This is a genomic window from Skermania piniformis, from assembly GCF_019285775.1.
GTDB lineage: Bacteria > Actinomycetota > Actinomycetes > Mycobacteriales > Mycobacteriaceae > Skermania > Skermania pinensis.
Genome location: NZ_CP079105.1, coordinates 1,099,633 through 1,120,003, shown reverse-complemented (window position 1 = coordinate 1,120,003; position 20,371 = coordinate 1,099,633). Strand labels below are relative to the sequence as shown.

The window sequence follows — 20,371 nt, the reverse complement described above, 5'->3', positions numbered from 1 at the left end:
GGTAGTGACGGCCCTGGGTCAGGCCGGGACTCGAATGATCAAGGCGTCTCCCTGTCCGCCACCACCGCACAGCGCGGCCGCACCGATCCCCCCGCCCCGGCGCCGTAACTCGAGCGCGAGGTGCAGCACGATTCGTGCGCCGGACATACCGAGCGGATGGCCGATCGCGATCGCACCGCCGTTCACGTTCACCTTGGCCGGGTCGATGCCGAGCGCCCGAGTAGAGGCGATACCCACGGCGGCAAACGCCTCGTTGATCTCCACCAGGTCGAGCTCGGCCGGGGCGATGCCCTCCCGGGCACAAGCCTTCTCGATCGCGGCCGCCGGTTGCAGTTGCAGGGTCGAGTCCGGGCCGGCCACGACGCCGTGCGCGCCGATCTCCGCCAGCGGAGTCGCGCCCAGTTCCGCTGCCCGGGCCGGGCTGGTCACCACCACCGCGGCCGCACCGTCGGAGATCTGCGAGGCCGAGCCCGCGGTGACCGTGCCGTCCGGGCCGAACGCCGGGCGCAGCTTGGCCAGCGATTCCACCGTGGTGTCGGCCCGGATTCCTTCGTCCACCGACACCGACACCGGATCGCCCCGCCGCTGCGGCACCTCGACCGGCACCACCTCGTCGTCGAACACACCGTTCTTCCAACCGGCGGCAGCACGCTGATGGGATGCGGCGGCGAACTCGTCCTGATCGACCCGGGCGATCGGGTCCTGCGCATTGCGCTGCTCGGTCAGATTGCCCATCGCCTGGTGGGTGAAGATGTCGTAGAGCCCGTCGTAGGCCATGTGGTCACGCAGCGACGTGTCGCCGTACTTGAACCCCACCCGGCTCCCCTCCAGCAGATGCGGTGCCCGTGACATCGACTCCTGACCGCCCGCCACCACGAGGTCGAATTCGCCGGCCCGGATCAGCTGATCGGCGAGCGCTATCGCGTCGATCCCGGAGAGACACACCTTGTTGACGGTCAGTGCGGGTACATCCATCGGTATCCCGGCTGCCACCGCCGCCTGCCGAGCCGGAATCTGCCCCGCACCCGCGGTGAGCACCTGTCCCATGATCACGTATTCGACCAGGTCGGGCCGCACCCCGGCGCGCGCCAACGCCGCCTTGATCGCGATCCCGCCGAGGTCCGACCCGGAGAAGTCCGCAAGCCCGCCGAGCAACTTGCCGACCGGAGTCCGGGCGCCACCGACGATCACCGATCGCGGCCCCACATGCCGTGCCTGTCCCTGCGATGCCACTGCCGACCCGTCCCTTCGCCCGGAACCCGATGTGCGCCGGCCGGGAAGCAATGCACGCCACAAACCGGCGGCAACCGACCCGTCGGATCCAGCTTAGCGCTACGGTCGACATATGATCGATTCCGCGCTGCCGCCCGCCGCCCTGGTCACCGCTGTCGATCATGTCGGGATCGCGGTCGCCGATCTCGACACCGCGGTGCGGTGGTACGCCGACAATCTCGGGCTTGTCGAGACCCATCGGGAAACCAACGAAGCCCAGGGCGTGGTCGAGGCCATGCTGGCGGCCCCGGGCGCTCCGGCCGGCGCTGCCGCGGTACAGCTGCTCGCGCCGCTCGACGCCGACTCGACGATTGCCAAGTTTCTTGATCGCAGCGGTCCCGGACTGCAGCAGATGGCCTATCGGGTCCGCGACCTCGACGCGGTCTGCGAGCACCTGCGTGGCCAGGGCGTTCGCCTGTTGTACGACGTACCCCGAGGCGGCACCGCAGGCTCGAGGATCAACTTCATCCACCCGAAAGACGCCGGTGGCGTGCTGGTGGAGCTGGTAGAACCGGCAGCGGGGTAATCCGGGGAAAATCTCCTACCCGAAAAGTCACCTCGGCACCGCACAGGCGCGAGTGAGACGGTACGTTTATCGACATGGCAAACGAGCAGGACCGCCGCACGACAGCCTTGCCCTTCACTGTTGTGCGTAAGGGGTTCGATCAGAGCGAAGTCCGCAACTACTTCGAGCGGTTCGACGCCGAGCTGCGGGTAACTGCCACGGACCGGGACGCCGCTGCAGCTCAAGCGCGCAACCTCGCCGGCCAGCTCGACGACGCCCGCGACGAGATCGATTCGTTGCGCAAAGAGGTGGACCGGCTCTCGGTGCCGCCGACCACCGCCGAGGGGATGAGCGATCGCATCTCGCGCATGCTCCGGCTGGCGTCCGACGAGGCGTCGGAACTTCGCGCGCGAGCTCAAGCCGAAGCCGCCGAAACCATCTCGATCGCGGAGCAGGACGCGGCGGCGTTGCGCGGTAAGTACGAGGCGCTGCTCGCCGAGACCCGCGAGCGCCGCGACGCACTCGAGATCGAATACGAGCAGACGATGGCGAGCGCTCGTACCGAGGCAGCCAAGATCGTCGAGGCAGCCCAGGCCGAGGGTGACCGTCTGTCCGCCGAGGCCGAGGCCAAGCGCAAGGCGACCCAGCAGGACTTCGAGATCACCATGTCGGATCGGCGCTCCAAGCTGACCCGCGCGATGGAAGAGCTGGAACGGACCAGCAAGGCCGACGCCGCACAACGGCTCAAGGACGCGACCGAAGAATCGCACCGGCTGCTCACCTCGGCAAATCAACAGAGCGATCGGAAAATCGCGCACGCCAAAGAACTCGCCGAAGAGCTCCGGGTCCTACGCGGCCGCGTGCTCGCACAGCTGCTCGGAATTCGCGGTCAGCTGGATTCGGTTCCGGCCATGCTCGCCTCGGTCAACCGGGAGAGCGAACTACTCGACGGAAGCCGCGACCTCGGTCCGGACGACATCGTCCGGGTCAACCCCAGCGACACGAATCCCAGCGGTTCGGCGACCGATGCGGTCGACCCCACCAAGCAGAACCCCGCCGCGAAAGCGCACGTGAACTCCTAGGACCACCGGCGGGTGATGCCTCGCGTCGCCCGCCCGGACCAACATCCCACGTGCCAATGCCGCCGATCGCGGATGCCGGCGTCGCCCCGGTCCGGCCAGGCAACCACGTGCCCAGTGCCCGGGCGAATCTCTTGGTCGCATCCCGGGCACCGGTAGGTCTTGCCGGCCCGGCTGCCGGACACCGCTCGTACCAGGTAGGCGGACCCATCGGGACCCGGCTCGGCGCGCACATCGGCGAACGGTTCGACCAGCTCGCGGTGCGCCGCTCGGGCGGGTTTACGTCGGGCCATACCCCGACGATAGCGGTCTGCCGATGAAGCTCAGAACAGTCGGAACGCGGTGTCGTCCGCCCCGCGCAGCGCGTCATAGTCGAGCGTGACGCATCGGATACCGCGATCGGTGGCCAGCGTGCGGGCCTGTGGCTTGATCTGCTGCGCGGCAAACACCCCGGACACCGGGCTGAGCAGTGGATCGCGGTTCAGCAGGTCCAGATAGCGGGTCAGTTGCTCCACCCCGTCGATTTCGCCGCGCCGCTTGATCTCGACCGCTACGGCAGCGCCGGCCGGATCACGGCACAGTAGATCAACCGGCCCGATCGCCGTCATGTACTCCCGCCGGACCAGGGTGAAGCCGATGCCGAGCGTTTCCACGTGTTCGGCAAGCAACTCCTGCAGGTGTGCTTCCACGCCGTCTTTTACCAGGCCCGGATCTACCCCTAGTTGGTGGCTGCTGTCGTGTTCGATCTCGGTAATCCGGATGCGCAGCTGCTCACCGGCCTTGTTGGTCACCACCCAGAGCGCTCCGGGGTCGGCGCCTTCGGCCGTCGACCCTGCTGCCGCCGGCTCTTCGGTCAGCCAGCACGGCGGGCTCATCCAGTTCAACGGTTTGTACGAGCCACCGTCGGAGTGGACCAGGACCGAGCCGTCCGCCTTGATCAGTAACAACCGACGGGCGCTGGGTAGATGCGCGGTCAACCGACCGACGTAGTCGACTTCGCACTCGGCAATCACGAGACGCACGATCATCCACCCTAGGCGACGCGCTGCGGGCTAGGCTCGAAAGCCATGCCGCTGCGTCGAAAACGCCCGCGTCGCACGAACCGCGGCCCGTCCGGGTTCCGCCTGTTCGGGATGCCCGAGCAGCCCGGACCGGACCTGCGTAACCGGATCCGGCTGCTGCTGGTAGCGCTGCTGATCACGACCAATCTGACCGGCACACTGATCGTCGCGGCACTCCTGGCCTTCGTGCTGCCGGGACCGAACCTGCTCACCGAGGACTACGCGGTGCTCTGGTACACGGTCGTACCGGTGTTCGTCGCGCTGGCGACCGGTATCGGCTTCAGCTGGTGTACGACGATCGCCGAGCGGGCACTGCGGTGGCTCCGCGAAGACCGGATACCGACCCACGCAGAGGGTAGCGCCGCCCTCGCCTTGCCCCTGCGGCTCACGTTGATCCAAGCGTCTCTCTGGGCCTGCGCCGTGATCGCATTCGGCGTCGTCATGTTGGTCGTGGATCCGACGGCGGTCCCCAAACTGGTGCTCACGGTCGCGTTCGCCGGCATCGTCGTGGGCGCCTTCAACTACCTGCTCACCGAGTTGGCACTACGACCGATCTCGGCTCGAGTCCTGGACACCGATACCCGCCCACGGCACCGGTCACTCACCGGCCTGACCGGCCGAGCAACGCTGGCTTGGGTGCTGGGCTCCGCCATCCCGGTAGCCGGCCTGATGCTCGTCGCCCTATTCGGCCTTCGAAATCCGATCACCACCGGACAGCTCATCGACTCGATCCTTTCGCTCGGCGGAATCACCCTGGTCGTCGGGGGGCTGCTCACCCAGGTCGACACGCGACGCTCGGTCGATCCGGTCCACTCGGTAATCGACGCCATGTCGCACCTGACGCATGGCGACGACGATCCACCACGGGTAACCGTCTACGACGGGTCGGAGCTGGGCGAGCTGCAGAGCGGGTTCAACCGGATGGCGGACGGCCTTGCCGAGCGGAATCGGATCCGGGAACTGTTCGGTCGCCATGTCGGCCGCGAGGTTGCAGCGGAAGCGCTGCGCGACGATCCGGAGCTCGGCGGCACCGAACGTGTCGTCGCCGTCTTGTTCATCGACCTGGTCGGCTCGACCGGCATCGCCGCAACTCGGCCGCCACACGAGGTGGTAGAGCTGCTCAACCGCTTCTTCGAGGTCGTCGTCGACGAGGTTGACCGGCATCGCGGGATCGTCAACAAGTTCGTCGGTGACGAAGTGATGGCGGTCTACGGCGCGCCCCTGTCGATCACCGATCCGGCCGGGCAGGCGCTGGCAACCGCGCGCACGATCGATCGTCGGCTGCGGACCGACGTCCCCGACTGCACCGCCGGTATCGGCGTGGCCTATGGCGTCGTCGTAGCCGGCTACCTCGGCGCGCGAGAAAGATTCGAGTACACCGTCATCGGCGACCCGGTCAACGAGGCAGCCCGACTGTGCGAACTTGCGAAAACCCGTCCCGGGCGGCTGCTTGTCTCGGACAAGGCGTTGGCCGCCGCGGCCGACGAGACAGAAACCCGGTACTGGGTGCCCGGCGAGACGGTCACCCTCCGTGGTCGCGTGGCGCCGACTCGGCTGATCGAACCTGCTTCCGGGTAGGCAACCAGGCATCCGAGCCCACTGCCTTCGAAAGACCATAAGCTTTCGAATGCCGTGAGGCCCTCCAGGTTTCTGGAGGGCCTCGCGGGGTGAAGGGGTGTTCGGCGGTGTCCTACTCTCCCACACTCTGTCGGGTGCAGTACCATCGGCGCTGGCAGGCTTAGCTTCCGGGTTCGGGATGGGTCCGGGCGTTTCCCTGTCGCTGTGGCCGCCGTAACGGGGTGAAACAACGGTTCCGCGTTGTGCGGTGGTGGGGTGTTGTTTCAGATACTGGGCAGTGGACGTATATGTGTGTTGTAAGTTGTCGGCCGGTTAGTACCAGTCACCTGCACTCATTGCTGAGCTTCCAGTTCTGGCCTATCAACCCCATGGTCTGTGGGGGGCCTTACACCCTCTAAGGGGTGGGGAAACCTCATCTTGGAACGGGCTTCCCGCTTAGATGCTTTCAGCGGTTATCCCTTCCGAACGTGGCCAACCAGCGGTGCTCCTGGCGGAACAACTGGCACACCAGAGGTTCGTCCGTCCCGGTCCTCTCGTACTAGGGACAGGTTTCCTCAAGTTTCCTACGCGCGCGGCGGATAGAGACCGAACTGTCTCACGACGTTCTAAACCCAGCTCGCGTGCCGCTTTAATGGGCGAACAGCCCAACCCTTGGGACCTACTCCAGCCCCAGGATGCGACGAGCCGACATCGAGGTGCCAAACCATCCCGTCGATATGGACTCTTGGGGAAGATCAGCCTGTTATCCCCGGGGTACCTTTTATCCGTTGAGCGACACCACTTCCACACGTGGGTGCCGGATCACTAGTCCCGACTTTCGTCCCTGCTCGACATGTCTGTCTCACAGTCAAGCTCCCTTGTGCACTTGCACTCGACACCTGATTGCCAACCAGGCTGAGGGAACCTTTGGGCGCCTCCGTTACATTTTGGGAGGCAACCGCCCCAGTTAAACTACCCACCAGGCACTGTCCCTGAACCCGATCAGGGTCCGAGGTTAGATGTCCACTACGGTCAGAGTGGTATTTCAACAATGACTCCACCCACACTGGCGTGCGGGTTTCACAGTCTCCCACCTATCCTACACAAACCGTACCGAACACCAATACCAAGCTGTAGTGAAGGTCCCGGGGTCTTTTCGTCCTGCCGCGCGTAACGAGCATCTTTACTCGTAATGCAATTTCGCCGAGTCTGTGGTTGAGACAGCAGAGAAGTCGTTACGCCATTCGTGCAGGTCGGAACTTACCCGACAAGGAATTTCGCTACCTTAGGATGGTTATAGTTACCACCGCCGTTTACCGGGGCTTAAATTCTCAGCGTCGCCCTCACGGGCTAACCGGTCCTCTTAACCTTCCGGCACCGGGCAGGCGTCAGTCCGTATACATCGTCTTACGACTTCGCACGGACCTGTGTTTTTAGTAAACAGTCGCTTCTCTCTGGTCTCTGCGACCACACCCAGCTCCCACCGCAAGGGTGTTCACCAGACGTGGTCCCCCTTCTCCCGAAGTTACGGGGGCATTTTGCCGAGTTCCTTAACCACAGTTCTCTCGATCGCCTCGGTATTCTCTACCTGACCACCTGTGTCGGTTTGGGGTACGGGCCGTGTATCAACTCGTTAGAGGCTTTTCTCGGCAGCATAGGATCACTGAATTCGCCTCATTCGGCTACGCGTCACCTCTCAGGCTGTATGAACCACGGATTTACCTGCGATTCGCCCTACAGGCTTACACCAGTACAACCATCGACTGGCCCAGCTACCTTCCTGCGTCACCCCATCACTTGACTACTACACCCAGGGTCCCGCGCAGCCCCGTCACGTCACCCGAAGGTGATCGATCAGGATTTGGGCGGTTAGCACAGATGATTCGCCATCGGGCGCGGATACACGGGTACGGGAATATCAACCCGTTGTCCATCGACTACGCCTGTCGGCCTCGCCTTAGGTCCCGACTCACCCTGGGCGGATTAACCTGCCCCAGGAACCCTTGGTCATTCGGCGGACGAGTTTCTCACTCGTCTTTCGCTACTCATGCCTGCATTCTCACTCCCACACCCTCCACCACTGGCTCACGCCGTGGCTTCCCAGGATGCAGGACGCTCCCCTACCCACCCACACACCTGGCTCCCACCCCGCAAGGCAGGAGCAAGCTAACGTGTGAGTGCCGCGGCTTCGGCGGTGTACTTGAGCCCCGCTACATTGTCGGCGCAGAACCACTTGACCAGTGAGCTATTACGCACTCTTTCAAGGGTGGCTGCTTCTAAGCCAACCTCCTGGTTGTCTTCGCGACTCCACATCCTTTTCCACTTAGTACACGCTTAGGGGCCTTAGCCGGCGATCTGGGCTGTTTCCCTCTCGACTACGAACCTTATCGCCCGCAGTCTCACTGCCACGCTCTCACCCACCGGCATTCGGAGTTTGGCTGATTTCGGTAAGCTTGTAGGCCCCCTAGACCATCCAGTAGCTCTACCTCCGGTGGGAAACACGCGACGCTGCACCTAAATGCATTTCGGGGAGAACCAGCTATCACGGAGTTTGATTGGCCTTTCACCCCTACCCACAACTCATCCCCTCAGTTTTCAACCTAAGTGGGTTCGGGCCTCCACAACATCTTACTGCTGCTTCACCCTGGCCATGGGTAGATCACTCCGCTTCGGGTCCAGAACACGCGACTGACATCCCATCACTGGAACGAACGCCCTCTTCGGACTCGCTTTCGCTACGGCTACCCCACCCGGGTTAACCTCGCCACATGCCACTGACTCGCAGGCTCATTCTTCAAAAGGCACGCCATCACCAGCAACCCACTGAAGGATTCACCAGCTCTGACGGATTGTAAGCGCACGGTTTCAGGTACTATTTCACTCCCCTCCCGGGGTACTTTTCACCTTTCCCTCACGGTACTAGTCCGCTATCGGTCACCAGGGAGTATTCAGGCTTACCGGGTGGTCCCGGCAGATTCACAGCAGATTCCACGAGCCCGCTGCTACTCGGGTATCACTCACGCCAGCCGTCATGTTTTCACCTACCGGACTCTCACCGACTCTGGCGGGCCGTCCCAGACCACTTCGGTTAACACAACGGTTTCTCACTGACGCTCACCACAGCGGTGATGAGACAAGCAACCCCACAACCCCACACGCGCAACCCCCGCCGGGTATCACACACGCATGGTTTAGCCTCATCCGCTTTCGCTCGCCACTACTCACGGAATCACAATTGTTTTCTCTTCCTGTGGGTACTGAGATGTTTCACTTCCCCACGTTCCCTCCCGCACCCTATATATTCAGGCACGGGTAACACCACATCACTGGTGCTGGGTTACCCCATTCGGACACCCTCGGATCTCAGCTCGGTTGACAGCTCCCCGAGGCTTATCGCAGCCTCCCACGTCCTTCATCGGCTCCTGGTGCCAAGGCATCCACCGTACGCTCTTACACACTTACAACAACAAAAAACATTACTCGACAAAACACACCGAGTGCTTTCACACAAGAGTGTTTATCAAAGATGCTCTACGTCCACTGTCCAGTTCTCAAACAACACCCACCAACCCCCATCACACATCACCCACCAGACACCCCCCGCACATCCCCCAACCCCCCACCAAAAAACAAGTGAGAGAAAATAACCAGGGGAAACAAAGCAGAGAGTCGATGTAGGCGACCCGGAGATCGGCACCACCAGAAACAACAACGCGTGTTGCCTCAGGACCCGACAGTGTGTTGACCACCCCAACCCCCACCCCCACACAGGGAGACGAGAACCGAGATACGGATGCCAGCGTTCCACGCCACTCGAGCAACCACCCAGCCCACCCACGGGACCGGCATGGCCACCCCCACCCCACACAATGTGAGGCAGTGATGATGCTCCTTAGAAAGGAGGTGATCCAGCCGCACCTTCCGGTACGGCTACCTTGTTACGACTTCGTCCCAATCGCCGATCCCACCTTCGACCGCTCCCTCCCACAAAGGGGTTAGGCCACGGGCTTCGGGTGTTACCGACTTTCATGACGTGACGGGCGGTGTGTACAAGGCCCGGGAACGTATTCACCGCAGCATTGCTGATCTGCGATTACTAGCGACTCCGACTTCACGGGGTCGAGTTGCAGACCCCGATCCGAACTGAGACCGGCTTTAAGGGATTCGCTCCACCTCACGATATCGCAACCCTCTGTACCGGCCATTGTAGCATGTGTGAAGCCCTGGACATAAGGGGCATGATGACTTGACGTCGTCCCCACCTTCCTCCGAGTTGACCCCGGCAGTCTCCTGCAAGTCCCCGCCATAACGCGCTGGCAATACAGGACAAGGGTTGCGCTCGTTGCGGGACTTAACCCAACATCTCACGACACGAGCTGACGACAGCCATGCACCACCTGTACACCAACCACAAGGGAACTGATATCTCTACCAGCGTCTGGTGTATGTCAAACCCAGGTAAGGTTCTTCGCGTTGCATCGAATTAATCCACATGCTCCGCCGCTTGTGCGGGCCCCCGTCAATTCCTTTGAGTTTTAGCCTTGCGGCCGTACTCCCCAGGCGGGGCGCTTAATGCGTTAGCTACGGCACGGATCCCGTGGAAGGAAACCCACACCTAGCGCCCACCGTTTACGGCGTGGACTACCAGGGTATCTAATCCTGTTCGCTACCCACGCTTTCGCTCCTCAGCGTCAGTTACTGCCCAGAGACCCGCCTTCGCCACCGGTGTTCCTCCTGATATCTGCGCATTTCACCGCTACACCAGGAATTCCAGTCTCCCCTGCAGTACTCAAGTCTGCCCGTATCGACCGCACGCCCACAGTTGAGCTGCGAGTTTTCACGATCGACGCGACAAACCGCCTACGAGCTCTTTACGCCCAGTAATTCCGGACAACGCTCGCACCCTACGTATTACCGCGGCTGCTGGCACGTAGTTGGCCGGTGCTTCTTCTGAAGGTACCGTCACCCCGAAAGGCTTCGTCCCAACCGAAAGAGGTTTACAACCCGAAGGCCGTCATCCCCCACGCGGCGTCGCTGCATCAGGCTTCCGCCCATTGTGCAATATTCCCCACTGCTGCCTCCCGTAGGAGTCTGGGCCGTGTCTCAGTCCCAGTGTGGCCGGACACCCTCTCAGGCCGGCTACCCGTCGTCGCCTTGGTAGGCCATTACCCCACCAACAAGCTGATAGGCCGCGGGCCCATCCCAGACCGCAAAAGCTTTCCACCACACCACATGCGCAGCATGGTCATATCCGGTATTAGACCCAGTTTCCCAAGCTTATCCCAGAGTCCAGGGCAGATCACCCACGTGTTACTCACCCGTTCGCCACTCGTGTACCCGAAGGCCTTACCGTTCGACTTGCATGTGTTAAGCACGCCGCCAGCGTTCGTCCTGAGCCAGGATCAAACTCTCCGTCGACAACCAACAACACACCACACACCCCCACACAAAAGGCGGGAACACACAGCATGTATCAGAAATAAACGAGAGCAGAACCACATTCCACTCAACAAAAACGCCAACACAAAATGTTGACAAAAAAACAAAACCCACACCCACCCAAACACAAACCCCTAAAGGCCTGCACCCAGACAAATGCGAGCCAAACAATGGCACCAACATCCATCAACACACTATCGAGTTCTCAAACAACACACACACCGTGCTCTAGCTTGCGGCTAGGGCCTCCGGCGCAACCCCTCCAGACTATCAGGCTCCGATCCCGGGGTCAAGCCCCGGTTTCCTTGCCATCAGGCCAGTGCGATTACCGAGGTAATCGCTTCGGAGGGAGTGTCGGAGTGTACCGGAGTTTTGGCTTCTGCTGGGCAGTTCCGCACTCGGTCGCTCTGACTTGGAAGAAGTTACGCGCGCTGAAACCTGGAGTCAAATCGCCTGGTCAAGCGGGTAAATCAGGCGTCCGCACGGACCACGTCCGCACCGAGACTCTGCAGTTGCTCGACAAAGTTCGGGTAGCCACGGTCGATGTGGTAGACGTCGTGCACCTCCGTGGTGCCATCGGCAACCAGTCCCGCGAGCACCAGGCCGGCTCCCGCACGGATGTCGGATGACCAGACCGGTGCGCTGGACAATCTCGGGATGCCGCGCACCACAGCGTGGTGACCGTCGGTACGGGCATCCGCACCGAGCCGGATCATCTCCTCCACGAATCGAAACCGCGCCTCGAAAACGTTCTCGGTGATCATCGACGTACCGTCCGCGACCGCGGCCAGGCCGATCGCCATCGGCTGCAGATCGGTCGGAAACCCGGGAAAGGGCAACGTCGCGAAGTTCACCGCACGCGGCCGCGCATGCTGGACGAGCCGGAAACCATCCTCGGCGAACGTCACTTCTGCGCCGGCTTGTCGAAGCTTGTCCAGCACCAGCTGCAGATGCTTCGGGTTCACACCCCGAACCCGGACATCCCCCGTGGTCATGGCGGCAGCGATGCCCCACGTGGCAGCCACGATCCGATCGCCGATCACCCGGTGAGTCGTCGGCGTCAGCTTCCTGCCGCCGTGGATGATCAAGGTGGACGTGCCGGCGCCGGAGATGTGTGCACCCATCTGGATCAGCATGTTGCACAGATCCACGATGTCGGGCTCCCGAGCGGCGTTGTCGATCACCGTCTCGCCGGCCGCGAGCACCGCCGCCATCAAAATGTTCTCGGTAGCGCCCACAGACGGGAAGTCCAGTCGGATTCGAGCTCCCCGCAGCTCATCGGCTTGGGCGACGACACAGCCGTGTTCGATCTCGGTATGGGCGCCGAGCAACCGAAGTCCGGACTGATGCATGTCGAGCGGCCGCGAGCCGATCGCGTCGCCCCCCGGTAACGCCACCACCGCCCGCCGACACCGAGCCACCAGCGGACCGAGCACACACACCGACGCCCGGAACTGGCGTACCGCCGGAAAGTCGGCGTGATACTTCGGTTCAGCCGGAGTGGTGATCCGGGCGATCGCACCGTCGAGCACCACCTCGCAGCCGAGCCCGCGTAACACCTCGGCCATCAGCGGTACGTCCAGGATGTCCGGACAGTTCGTGATCGTCGTGGTGCCTTCGACCAGCAGGGCGGCGGCCATCAGCTTGAGTACGCTGTTCTTCGCCCCGCCGACCGAAACCTCGCCGGCAAGCCGGTTTCCCCCCGTAACCAGAAAGCGTTCGCTCACTCGTTTACCCTAACCGGCGCCACGTACGGTAGTGGTCATGGCAGTGCACCTGACTCGGATCTACACCCGAACCGGCGACGACGGCAGCTCCGGACTCGGCGACTTCTCCCGGGTCTCGAAGAACGATCCACGTCTGGTCGCGTACGCCGACTGCGACGAGACGAACGCCAGTATCGGCGTGGCGATCACGCTCGGTGACCCGGCACCGGAAGTTCTCGGGGTACTCCGGCAGATTCAGAACGATCTGTTCGACGCGGGTGCCGACCTGGCCCGGCCAGGACGGGCGGACGATCCGCAGGCCCCGACGGCATTGCGAATCACTCAGCAACAGATCGATCGGCTGGAGCACTGGTGTGACCGGTTCAACGCAGACCTGCCGGCGCTCGACTCGTTCATCCTGCCCGGCGGCAGTCGACTCGGCACATTGCTGCACATGTCCCGCACGATCGCACGACGGGCCGAGCGTGCCGCATGGGCCGCCGTCGAAGCGGCGCCGGAAAGCACCGGGGTATTGCCGGCGCGCTACCTGAACCGACTCTCCGACCTGTTGTTCATCCTCAGCCGGGTATCGAACCCGGGTGGCGACGTGCTCTGGCGTCCGGGCGGCGCCTGAGCTTTGCGCACGCCCCAGATTCAATCGAACTGTCCGCGCTGTTGCCGCCCGGACGGGCGCGATTCGATCCAGGACTGGAAGGCCGCCAGCGCTCCCCGGTCGAAAGCAATTTCGTAGCTGCGCGGCGCGTCGACCACCCCGAGTACCACGATCTCGTCGGTCATGATGTCGTACTCGTCGCCGCGCGGACCGCGGCGTTCCTCCACCTCGATGCCCTGCCGGCCGATCTGCGAATCCGGACCCAGCTTCAGGCTGGACAACTTGTAGAACACCAGCGAGTCGTCGTCGTAGCGGATGATCCCGTGCCGCCAACCCTGACCGCCGGATGCCGGAAGTACCCGCAAGATAGCTGCCGTACCGCCGCGACGCAGCACCCACAGGCGGTAGCAGGCGACAAGGGCGAGCGCGGTAACCAACAGTACGAGAACTGTGACCAGAATCATTCCGATCCCCACCGCGACTCGCCTCCTCCTGCCGCTAGCCGGATCGGCCGAGTGCGCGCAGCCGTGCCCGACCGCGCGCACTCACCCGTTCGTCGTCCGACGCGGCGTCGCGCTCGGCCTGTTCGGCGTCGATATCGGCTGCCGCTTCCGCCGCTTCGGCGAGGATCGTCACACCGTTCTCGGCGATCGCCAGGAAACCACCGTCCACCGCGAAGATCAGCTCCTCACCGTCCGCCGTGTCGATGCGCACCGGAGCATCGGCGACGAGCTGAGCCATCAGCGGAATGTGGTGCGGCAAGATCCCGATCTCACCGACCGTGGTCCGAGCGAAAACGAACGTCGCCTCCCCCGACCACACCCGCCGCTCGACGGCCACCAACTCGACCGTCATCTCCGCCATCAGAGCTTCGCCCCCAGGGTTTCGGCCTTCTTCGCCAGATCGTCCAGTCCGCCGATCATAAAGAACGCCTGCTCCGGAACGTGATCGAACTCACCCTTGCAGAGCCGGTCGAAGGCATCGATGTTTTCCTTCAGCGGCACATTGGAGCCGGCCTGACCGGTGAACTGCTCGGCCGCGAACATGTTCTGCGACAGGAAGCGCTCGACTCGCCGGGCCCGGCCGACCAGTTGCTTGTCCTCCTCGGACAGCTCGTCGATACCGAGAATCGCGATGATGTCCTGCAAATCTTGATAACGCTGCAGGATCCGGATGACTTCCTGCGCGACACGGTAGTGCTCGTCGCCGACGATGCCCGGCAACAGGATCGTCGACGACGAAGCCAACGGGTCGACCGCGGGGAAGATGCCTTTCGAGAACACCGCGCGGGACAGCTCGGTGGTCGCATCGAGATGCGCGAACGTCGTCGCCGGAGCCGGGTCGGTGTAGTCGTCGGCAGGCACGTAGATCGCCTGCATCGACGTGATCGAGCGGCCCTTCGTCGAGGTGATCCGCTCCTGCAGCTCACCCATCTCGTCGGCCAGGGTCGGCTGGTACCCCACCGCCGAGGGCATCCGACCGAGCAGCGTCGACACCTCCGAACCGGCCTGGGTGAACCGGAAGATGTTGTCGATGAACAGCAGCACGTCCTGCTTCTGCTCATCGCGGAAGTATTCGGCCATGGTGAGTGCGGACAAGGCGACCCGCATGCGGGTGCCCGGCGGCTCGTCCATCTGACCGAACACCAGCGCGGTGTCCTTGAGGACGTTCGCATCGGCGAGCTCGACCCAGAGATCATTGCCTTCGCGGGTCCGCTCACCCACGCCGGCGAACACCGACGTGCCGGCAAAGTTGCGCGCGATGCGGTTGATCATCTCCTGGATGAGCACCGTCTTGCCCACCCCGGCGCCACCGAACAGACCGATCTTGCCGCCACGGACATATGGCGTCAGCAGGTCCACGACCTTCAGGCCGGTTTCCAGCATCTCCGTACGGCCTTCGAGCTCGTCGAAAGCGGGCGGATTGCGATGGATCGACCAGTGCGGGAAGTCCTTCCCGTAGCCCGGTTCGTCGAGGCACTCGCCGAGTGCGTCGAACACATGTCCCTTGACGCCGTCACCGACCGGAACCGAGATGGCCGAGCCGGTGTCGGTCACCGACACGCCGCGGACCAAACCGTCGGTCGGCTGCATCGAGATCGTCCGGACCAGGTTGTCGCCGAGGTGCTGGGCGACCTCCAGCGTCAGCGTCTTCTTCATCTCCGGGAAGGTGATATCGGCATGCAGTGCGTTGAAGAGCTCGGGAATGCCGTCGCGTGGGAACTCGACGTCGACGACCGGGCCGGTGACCCGGACGACGCGACCGGCTGAAGCGGAGCCTGCGGAGCGACCATCTGTCTGAGTGGGGGCGGTCATTGAGTCAGTCGTCACTTCCTGTAGCGGCGAGCGCGTCAACGCCACCGACGATTTCACTGATTTCCTGCGTGATCTGGGCCTGTCGCGCGCGGTTGGCGTCGAGGGTGAGGCCCTTGATCAGTTCGTCCGCGTTGTCGGTGGCCGCTTTCATGGCCCGCCGACGCGCGGCCGACTCCGACGCTGCCGACTCGAGCAGCGCGGAGTACACCCGGGTGGCGAGATATCTCGGCAACAATGCGCCGAACAGCTCGTCCGCGCCGGGTTCGAACTCGTACTCGGTGGTCGGCTCGCCCGCTTCCCCCTCGTACTCGACCTCGAGCGGAGCGATTCGGCGCGCCTCCGCCCGCAGGTTCAGCATCGAGATGAACTGGGTGTAGACGATGTGCAGCTCGTCCACACCGCCGTCGTCCGTGTCGAGCGACTCGTCCTCGTCGGTCGAACCGGCCAGGAACGCGGTCACCAAGGTGTCGGCCACGGTCACTGCATTCTCGTAGCTGGGCTGCTCGGAGAACCCGGTCCAGGAATCCGCCAACGCCCGCTGGCGGAACCGGTAGTAGTTCACGGCCTTCCGACCGATCGCGTACACCACCGGCGTTTTGCCTTCGCTGCGCAGCTTCTCGAACAGCTCCTCCGCCGTCCGCAATGCGTTCGCGTTGTAGCCACCGCACAAACCACGGTCCGAGGACACGACCAGCACGCCCGCCCGCCGCGGATTCGCCCGCTCGACCAGCAGCGGATGATCCAACGCCGCTTCACCGGCCAACGTGCTGAGCACCTGGGTCAACTCGTCGGTGTAGGGCCGAGCGGCCTGCACCCGCGCCTGCGCCTTGGAGATCCGTGAGGTAGCGATCAGCTCTTGCGCCTTGGTGATCTTCTTCAGCGACTTGGCCGAACGAATCCTTCGACGCAGTACCCGAATCTGTGCACCCATCCGCCGACGTCCCTACTTCTTCAGCGACGGAGCCGACCGGCGAACCTTGACCGACTCGGCTTCCTCGTCGTCCAGCGCCTCGACGCCGGCGTTGTCGTCTGCGGTCACCGAGCCACCGTCGGAGGCGGCGAAACTCTTCTTGAAGTCGGCGATCGCCGAGTCCAGCGACTCCGAGGTGTCGTCGTCGAGTTTCTTCGAGTCTCGAATGGTGGCCAAGATGTCCGAGTGCCGGGACCGCATGGCTTCCAGGAACTCGGTCTCGAACCGGATCACGTCGGCCACCGGCACCGAATCCAGGTGTCCACCCGTGCCGAGGTAGATCGCCACGACCTGCTCCTCGACCGGGTACGGCGTGTACTGCGGCTGCTTGAGCAGCTCGACCAACCGGGCGCCGCGTTCCAGCTGCGCTTTGGACGCTGCGTCCAGGTCGGAGGCGAACGCTGCGAACGCTTCCAGCTCGCGGTACTGGGACAACTCCAGCCGCAACGAACCCGCAACTTCCTTCATCGCCTTGATCTGTGCCGCGCCGCCGACCCGCGATACCGAGACGCCGACGTTGATCGCCGGCCGCACGCCCTGGTTGAACAGGTCGGTCTCCAGGAAGCACTGACCGTCGGTGATCGAGATGACGTTGGTCGGGATGTAGGCCGAGATGTCGTTGGCCTTGGTCTCGATGATCGGCAGCCCGGTCATCGAGCCGGCGCCGAGCTCGTCGGAGAGCTTCGCGCAGCGCTCCAGCAGACGCGAGTGCAGGTAGAACACGTCGCCGGGATAGGCTTCGCGGCCCGGCGGGCGGCGCAACAGCAGCGAGATCGCCCGGTACGCCTCGGCCTGCTTGGTCAGATCGTCGAACACGATCAGCACGTGCTTGCCGTCGTACATCCAGTGCTGGCCGATCGCCGACCCGGTATACGGCGCGAGCCACTTGAAGCCGGCCGAATCCGAGGCCGGTGCGGCGACGATCGTGGTGTACTCCAGCGCGCCGGCGTCGTCGAGCGCCTGCCGCACGCCGGCGATGGTCGAACCCTTCTGTCCGACCGCGACATACACGCAGCGCACTTGCTGCGCCGGGTCGCCGGTCGCCCAGGCTTCTTTCTGGTTCAGGATGGTGTCGACGCAGACGGCGGTCTTGCCGGTCTTGCGGTCACCGATGATCAGCTGACGCTGGCCCCGGCCGATCGGGGTCATCGCATCGATCGCCTTGATCCCGGTCTGCAGCGGCTGCGCGACGCTCTGTCGCTGGACCACCGACGGCGCCTGCAGCTCCAGCGCACGCCGGGTCTCCGGCTCGATGTCGCCCAGGCCGTCGATCGGCTTGCCCAACGGATCGACCACCCGGCCCAGGAAGGCATCGCCGACCGGCACCGAAAGCACCTCGCCGGTCCGCCGGACCTGCTGCCCCTCCTCGATATGCTCGTACTCACCGAGGATGACCGCGCCGATACTGCCCTCGTCCAGGTTCAGCGCCACGCCGAGCACCCCACCCTCGAACTCGAGCAGTTCCTGGGTCATCGCCGAGGGCAGGCCCTCCACATGGGCGATGCCGTCACCGGTATCGGCGACGATGCCGATCTCTTCCCGGTTGGTCTCGGACGAGAACGAGGACACATACGATTCGATTGCGCCGTGAATCTCGTCGGGTGAGATCGTCAACTCGGCCATGGCTATCGATTTCCTGCTTTCGATCGGGGGGACTAGTGCGGTAGGTGGGCGGACGCATCCGCGAGGCGCGACGCGATGGTGCCGTCGACGACCTCGTCGCCGACCGTTATCCGCAGGCCGCCGAGGACATCGGGATCGATCTCCAACTGGACCGTGATGGTCCGGCCGTAGATCCGGGACAACACGCTCTCCAGCCGCCGTTGTTGGTCGCCGACCAGTGGTGCGGCGGCCACGACATGCGCTACCGACTGGCTGCGCCGGGCGGCTGCAAGATCGGCCAGCGCAGCGACCGCGCCGGTGATATCACCGGCGGACCGGCGCACCTCCTGCTGCAGTAGGGACGTGGTGTATCGGCTTACCCGCCCGGCGAAGACGTCGTCGAGCAGACCGAGCCGGCCCGCCGTGGGCCGCTTGCGGTCGCCCAGGAGCGCGGCCAGGCGCGGGTAGGCGTCCAAGACCCGACCTACGCGGAACAACTCGTCCTCGACATCGTCGAGCTGGTCGGCCCGCTCGGCCTGGATGAGCACCCCGATCCGGGCCTGCTGCGCCAACGTGCCGACCATGTCCCGGCTGGCCGACCAGCGCTGCTCGGCGGCACCGCGCAGTACCGACAGCGCCGGTTCGCCGATCTTCCCGGCGAACAGCCGGTCCAGCATCGCCTGCTTCGCGGCCGGGTCGTCGGAGCGAGCAGCCAAGACCCGGCGCAACGTGACCTCACGACCGAGCAGATCGGTCACCGCGGCGAGCTCGTCGGACAACGTCGCGACACCCGCGTCGGCCAAACCGGCGACTTGGGTCTCGAAGACGTCCTGTACGGCGATCGCCGCCTCGCGGCTCGCCGCTTTCAACGACTCGAGGCCCACGTTCCCGGCCATCACAGCGCTCCCTTGTTGGCGTTGGGGTCGTCCTTCTCCTTGGCCGCCATCGCTTCGAGCCGGTCGAGTAGCCGCTCGACCGTGCGCGACTTCTCGTCGGGCTCGGCGAGTCGACTACGCACCTTTTCCTGCGCCTGTTCTGCGGCCGCCGTACCGAGATCGGTACGCAACTGACGAACGGCCTGCTGCCGCTGCAGGCCGGCCTGCTCGGTGCTCTGCTGTCGGATGCGGTTCGCCTCGGCGTCCGCCTGCAGCTGCAACTGCTCGGTGATCCGCTGGGCGTCGGCCCGCGAATCCTCACGGATCTTGGCCGCTTCGACCCGTGCCTGCTCGACCGCATTGTCGTGGGCCCGCTCGGCTTCGGCACGCCGCTCTGCGGCGGCCTTGGCTTCCGTAATCTGGTCCCGCACAGCACTTTGCTGCTTGTGCATCATTTCGCGCACCAGCGGCACCACGTATCGCCAAATGACGAACGCGATCAGCGCGAAGCCGACCAGCTGACCGATGAAGATACTCATCGCACCTATCCTCGTCCTACCCGGTCCCTCGTCCTACCCGGTCTGCATAGCGCGTCGCCCCGGCCGGTATTCCGGAATCGTCGACACCGAGCACTCGATTCGCCAACGTGTCCGACAGCGGACCGACATGCTGCTGCAGTTCGGCAGCTACCTGAACACTCTCACGCTCGAGCTCGGCGGCAACCAACTGCTGCGCCGATTCGGCTTCTTTCCGCGCCTGCTCCCGCTTTACCTCGAGCTGGCGCTGACCGACCGACCGCGCGTCATCGCGAATCTTGCCCGCTGCCGATCGCGCCGTAGCCAGCTCCTCGCGGTAACTCACCTCGGCGTCCGCGAACGCCCGCGTCGCGGCCTGGTTGTCCGCAGCCGTCTGCGATACCATCCGCTCCCGCGCCTCGAGCACCTCTCGGATCGACGGCACGACGAACTTCCAGATCACCCAGAACACCACGAGGAAGATCGCCAACTCGACGAAGAACGTCCCGTTGGGCAGAAGGAAATTGTCTCCCTCGGCCAGCACCTGCTCGTTCATCGAAGCGGAATCAGCTGGCGCCCGGCGTCGCAAAGACGAACAACGCCATGAATGCCAAGTTGATGAAGTAGGCGGCCTCGACCAGGCCGACCGTGAGGAAGAACGGGAACATCAGCCGACCCTGCGCCTCCGGCTGCCGGGCAATCCCGCTGATCAACGCGTTGCCGGCGATGCCGTCGCCGATGCCTGCGCCGATTGCGCCGCCGGCCATGATGAGCCCACCGCCGATGAGCGCACCCTGGACAATTACCGCATCTGCCATTTTGTCGTTCCTTTTCTTGTTTCCGTACTCGGGTCGGGGTCTAC

17 protein-coding genes and 3 rRNA genes are annotated in these 20,371 nt (G+C 64.0%); 4 read left to right on the top strand and 16 right to left on the bottom strand.

The features are described 5' to 3' along the window. Positions 1–18 precede the first annotated feature (18 nt). The gene (locus KV203_RS05110) at positions 19–1,233 is read right to left on the bottom strand and encodes an acetyl-CoA C-acetyltransferase (RefSeq protein WP_083530314.1); all 1,215 of its coding nucleotides are present in this window, start codon (positions 1,231–1,233) and stop codon (positions 19–21) included. A 112-nt stretch (positions 1,234–1,345) separates the two neighbouring features. Here KV203_RS05110 and mce point away from each other — a divergent pair, with 112 nt between their 5' ends. Further along, the gene (gene mce / locus KV203_RS05105; protein WP_066474335.1) at positions 1,346–1,798 is read left to right on the top strand and encodes a methylmalonyl-CoA epimerase; all 453 of its coding nucleotides are present in this window, start codon (positions 1,346–1,348) and stop codon (positions 1,796–1,798) included. A gap of 74 nt (positions 1,799–1,872) precedes the next feature. Continuing rightward, positions 1,873–2,859 (top strand): coiled-coil domain-containing protein, encoded by a 987-nt coding sequence (locus tag KV203_RS05100; protein ID WP_083530313.1) that lies wholly within the window; start codon positions 1,873–1,875, stop codon positions 2,857–2,859. Here the strand turns inward: KV203_RS05100 and KV203_RS05095 are convergent. Together KV203_RS05095 and nucS are read right to left on the bottom strand one after the other, a co-directional pair. After that, entirely contained in the window at positions 2,856–3,149 is a 294-nt protein-coding gene (locus tag KV203_RS05095; RefSeq protein WP_066474333.1) for a hypothetical protein, read from the bottom strand. The genes KV203_RS05100 and KV203_RS05095 overlap by 4 nt on opposite strands. Before the next feature lie 30 nt (positions 3,150–3,179). Beyond that, positions 3,180–3,878, bottom strand: coding sequence for an endonuclease NucS (gene nucS / locus KV203_RS05090; RefSeq protein WP_066474504.1), 699 nt, complete (start codon positions 3,876–3,878; stop codon positions 3,180–3,182). A gap of 45 nt (positions 3,879–3,923) precedes the next feature. Between nucS and KV203_RS05085 the strand changes: the two genes are divergently transcribed. Beyond that, on the top strand, positions 3,924–5,495 hold the full coding sequence (locus KV203_RS05085) for an adenylate/guanylate cyclase domain-containing protein (RefSeq protein ID WP_083530312.1): 1,572 nt from the start codon (positions 3,924–3,926) through the stop codon (positions 5,493–5,495). A gap of 99 nt (positions 5,496–5,594) precedes the next feature. Here KV203_RS05085 and rrf read toward each other — a convergent pair. The 4 genes from rrf to murA form a co-directional block, all read right to left on the bottom strand. Then, positions 5,595–5,711: ribosomal RNA gene (gene rrf / locus KV203_RS05080) — 5S ribosomal RNA — on the bottom strand. A gap of 76 nt (positions 5,712–5,787) precedes the next feature. Next, a 23S ribosomal RNA gene (locus KV203_RS05075) occupies positions 5,788–8,938 on the bottom strand. Positions 8,939–9,370: 432 nt separating this feature from the next. Continuing rightward, a 16S ribosomal RNA gene (locus KV203_RS05070) occupies positions 9,371–10,892 on the bottom strand. The 16S, 23S and 5S rRNA genes sit together here, the layout of an rRNA operon. 491 nt (positions 10,893–11,383) lie before the next feature. Continuing rightward, the gene (gene murA / locus KV203_RS05065) at positions 11,384–12,640 is read right to left on the bottom strand and encodes a UDP-N-acetylglucosamine 1-carboxyvinyltransferase (protein WP_066468337.1); all 1,257 of its coding nucleotides are present in this window, start codon (positions 12,638–12,640) and stop codon (positions 11,384–11,386) included. A gap of 37 nt (positions 12,641–12,677) precedes the next feature. Between murA and KV203_RS05060 the strand changes: the two genes are divergently transcribed. Beyond that, positions 12,678–13,253, top strand: coding sequence for a cob(I)yrinic acid a,c-diamide adenosyltransferase (locus KV203_RS05060; RefSeq protein ID WP_066468339.1), 576 nt, complete (start codon positions 12,678–12,680; stop codon positions 13,251–13,253). 20 nt (positions 13,254–13,273) lie between these two features. Here the strand turns inward: KV203_RS05060 and KV203_RS05055 are convergent, their stop codons facing one another. The 9 genes from KV203_RS05055 to KV203_RS05015 are packed head-to-tail and all read right to left on the bottom strand — an operon-like array spanning position 13,274 to position 20,327. After that, positions 13,274–13,696, bottom strand: a complete 423-nt coding sequence (locus KV203_RS05055) for a DUF2550 domain-containing protein (protein WP_066468739.1) — start codon at positions 13,694–13,696, stop codon at positions 13,274–13,276. A 34-nt stretch (positions 13,697–13,730) separates the two neighbouring features. Beyond that, the gene (locus KV203_RS05050; protein ID WP_066468341.1) at positions 13,731–14,096 is read right to left on the bottom strand and encodes a F0F1 ATP synthase subunit epsilon; all 366 of its coding nucleotides are present in this window, start codon (positions 14,094–14,096) and stop codon (positions 13,731–13,733) included. Further along, on the bottom strand, positions 14,096–15,547 hold the full coding sequence (atpD, locus tag KV203_RS05045) for a F0F1 ATP synthase subunit beta (protein ID WP_066468343.1): 1,452 nt from the start codon (positions 15,545–15,547) through the stop codon (positions 14,096–14,098). The genes KV203_RS05050 and atpD overlap by 1 nt, the downstream gene beginning before the upstream one ends. A gap of 4 nt (positions 15,548–15,551) precedes the next feature. Further along, positions 15,552–16,478, bottom strand: a complete 927-nt coding sequence (locus KV203_RS05040; RefSeq protein ID WP_066468345.1) for a F0F1 ATP synthase subunit gamma — start codon at positions 16,476–16,478, stop codon at positions 15,552–15,554. A gap of 12 nt (positions 16,479–16,490) precedes the next feature. Next, the gene (atpA, locus tag KV203_RS05035; RefSeq protein ID WP_066468347.1) at positions 16,491–18,140 is read right to left on the bottom strand and encodes a F0F1 ATP synthase subunit alpha; all 1,650 of its coding nucleotides are present in this window, start codon (positions 18,138–18,140) and stop codon (positions 16,491–16,493) included. Positions 18,141–18,172: 32 nt separating this feature from the next. Then, positions 18,173–19,015, bottom strand: a complete 843-nt coding sequence (locus KV203_RS05030; protein WP_066468349.1) for a F0F1 ATP synthase subunit delta — start codon at positions 19,013–19,015, stop codon at positions 18,173–18,175. Beyond that, positions 19,015–19,533 (bottom strand): F0F1 ATP synthase subunit B family protein, encoded by a 519-nt coding sequence (locus tag KV203_RS05025; protein WP_066468350.1) that lies wholly within the window; start codon positions 19,531–19,533, stop codon positions 19,015–19,017. Before KV203_RS05025 ends, KV203_RS05030 begins: the two co-directional genes overlap by 1 nt. 16 nt (positions 19,534–19,549) lie before the next feature. Then, positions 19,550–20,065 (bottom strand): F0F1 ATP synthase subunit B, encoded by a 516-nt coding sequence (locus KV203_RS05020; RefSeq protein ID WP_083529889.1) that lies wholly within the window; start codon positions 20,063–20,065, stop codon positions 19,550–19,552. Positions 20,066–20,075: 10 nt separating this feature from the next. Beyond that, complete coding sequence (locus tag KV203_RS05015; RefSeq protein ID WP_066468353.1) at positions 20,076–20,327, bottom strand: F0F1 ATP synthase subunit C; 252 nt, start codon at positions 20,325–20,327, stop codon at positions 20,076–20,078. Positions 20,328–20,371 lie beyond the last annotated feature (44 nt).

Bases quoted from the DNA above. Each gene is read 5' to 3' on its own strand.
- mce (WP_066474335.1), top strand. From the start codon at position 1,346: ATGATCGATTCCGCGCTGCCGCCCGCCGCCCTGGTCACCGCTGTCGAT.
- KV203_RS05100 (WP_083530313.1), top strand. From the start codon at position 1,873: ATGGCAAACGAGCAGGACCGCCGCACGACAGCCTTGCCCTTCACTGTT.
- KV203_RS05095 (WP_066474333.1), bottom strand. From the start codon at position 3,149: ATGGCCCGACGTAAACCCGCCCGAGCGGCGCACCGCGAGCTGGTCGAA.
- KV203_RS05085 (WP_083530312.1), top strand. From the start codon at position 3,924: ATGCCGCTGCGTCGAAAACGCCCGCGTCGCACGAACCGCGGCCCGTCC.
- KV203_RS05060 (WP_066468339.1), top strand. From the start codon at position 12,678: ATGGCAGTGCACCTGACTCGGATCTACACCCGAACCGGCGACGACGGC.
- KV203_RS05055 (WP_066468739.1), bottom strand. From the start codon at position 13,696: ATGATTCTGGTCACAGTTCTCGTACTGTTGGTTACCGCGCTCGCCCTT.
- KV203_RS05050 (WP_066468341.1), bottom strand. From the start codon at position 14,096: ATGGCGGAGATGACGGTCGAGTTGGTGGCCGTCGAGCGGCGGGTGTGG.
- atpD (WP_066468343.1), bottom strand. From the start codon at position 15,547: ATGACCGCCCCCACTCAGACAGATGGTCGCTCCGCAGGCTCCGCTTCA.
- KV203_RS05040 (WP_066468345.1), bottom strand. From the start codon at position 16,478: ATGGGTGCACAGATTCGGGTACTGCGTCGAAGGATTCGTTCGGCCAAG.
- atpA (WP_066468347.1), bottom strand. From the start codon at position 18,140: ATGGCCGAGTTGACGATCTCACCCGACGAGATTCACGGCGCAATCGAA.
- KV203_RS05030 (WP_066468349.1), bottom strand. From the start codon at position 19,015: ATGGCCGGGAACGTGGGCCTCGAGTCGTTGAAAGCGGCGAGCCGCGAG.
- KV203_RS05025 (WP_066468350.1), bottom strand. From the start codon at position 19,533: ATGAGTATCTTCATCGGTCAGCTGGTCGGCTTCGCGCTGATCGCGTTC.
- KV203_RS05020 (WP_083529889.1), bottom strand. From the start codon at position 20,065: ATGAACGAGCAGGTGCTGGCCGAGGGAGACAATTTCCTTCTGCCCAAC.
- KV203_RS05015 (WP_066468353.1), bottom strand. From the start codon at position 20,327: ATGGCAGATGCGGTAATTGTCCAGGGTGCGCTCATCGGCGGTGGGCTC.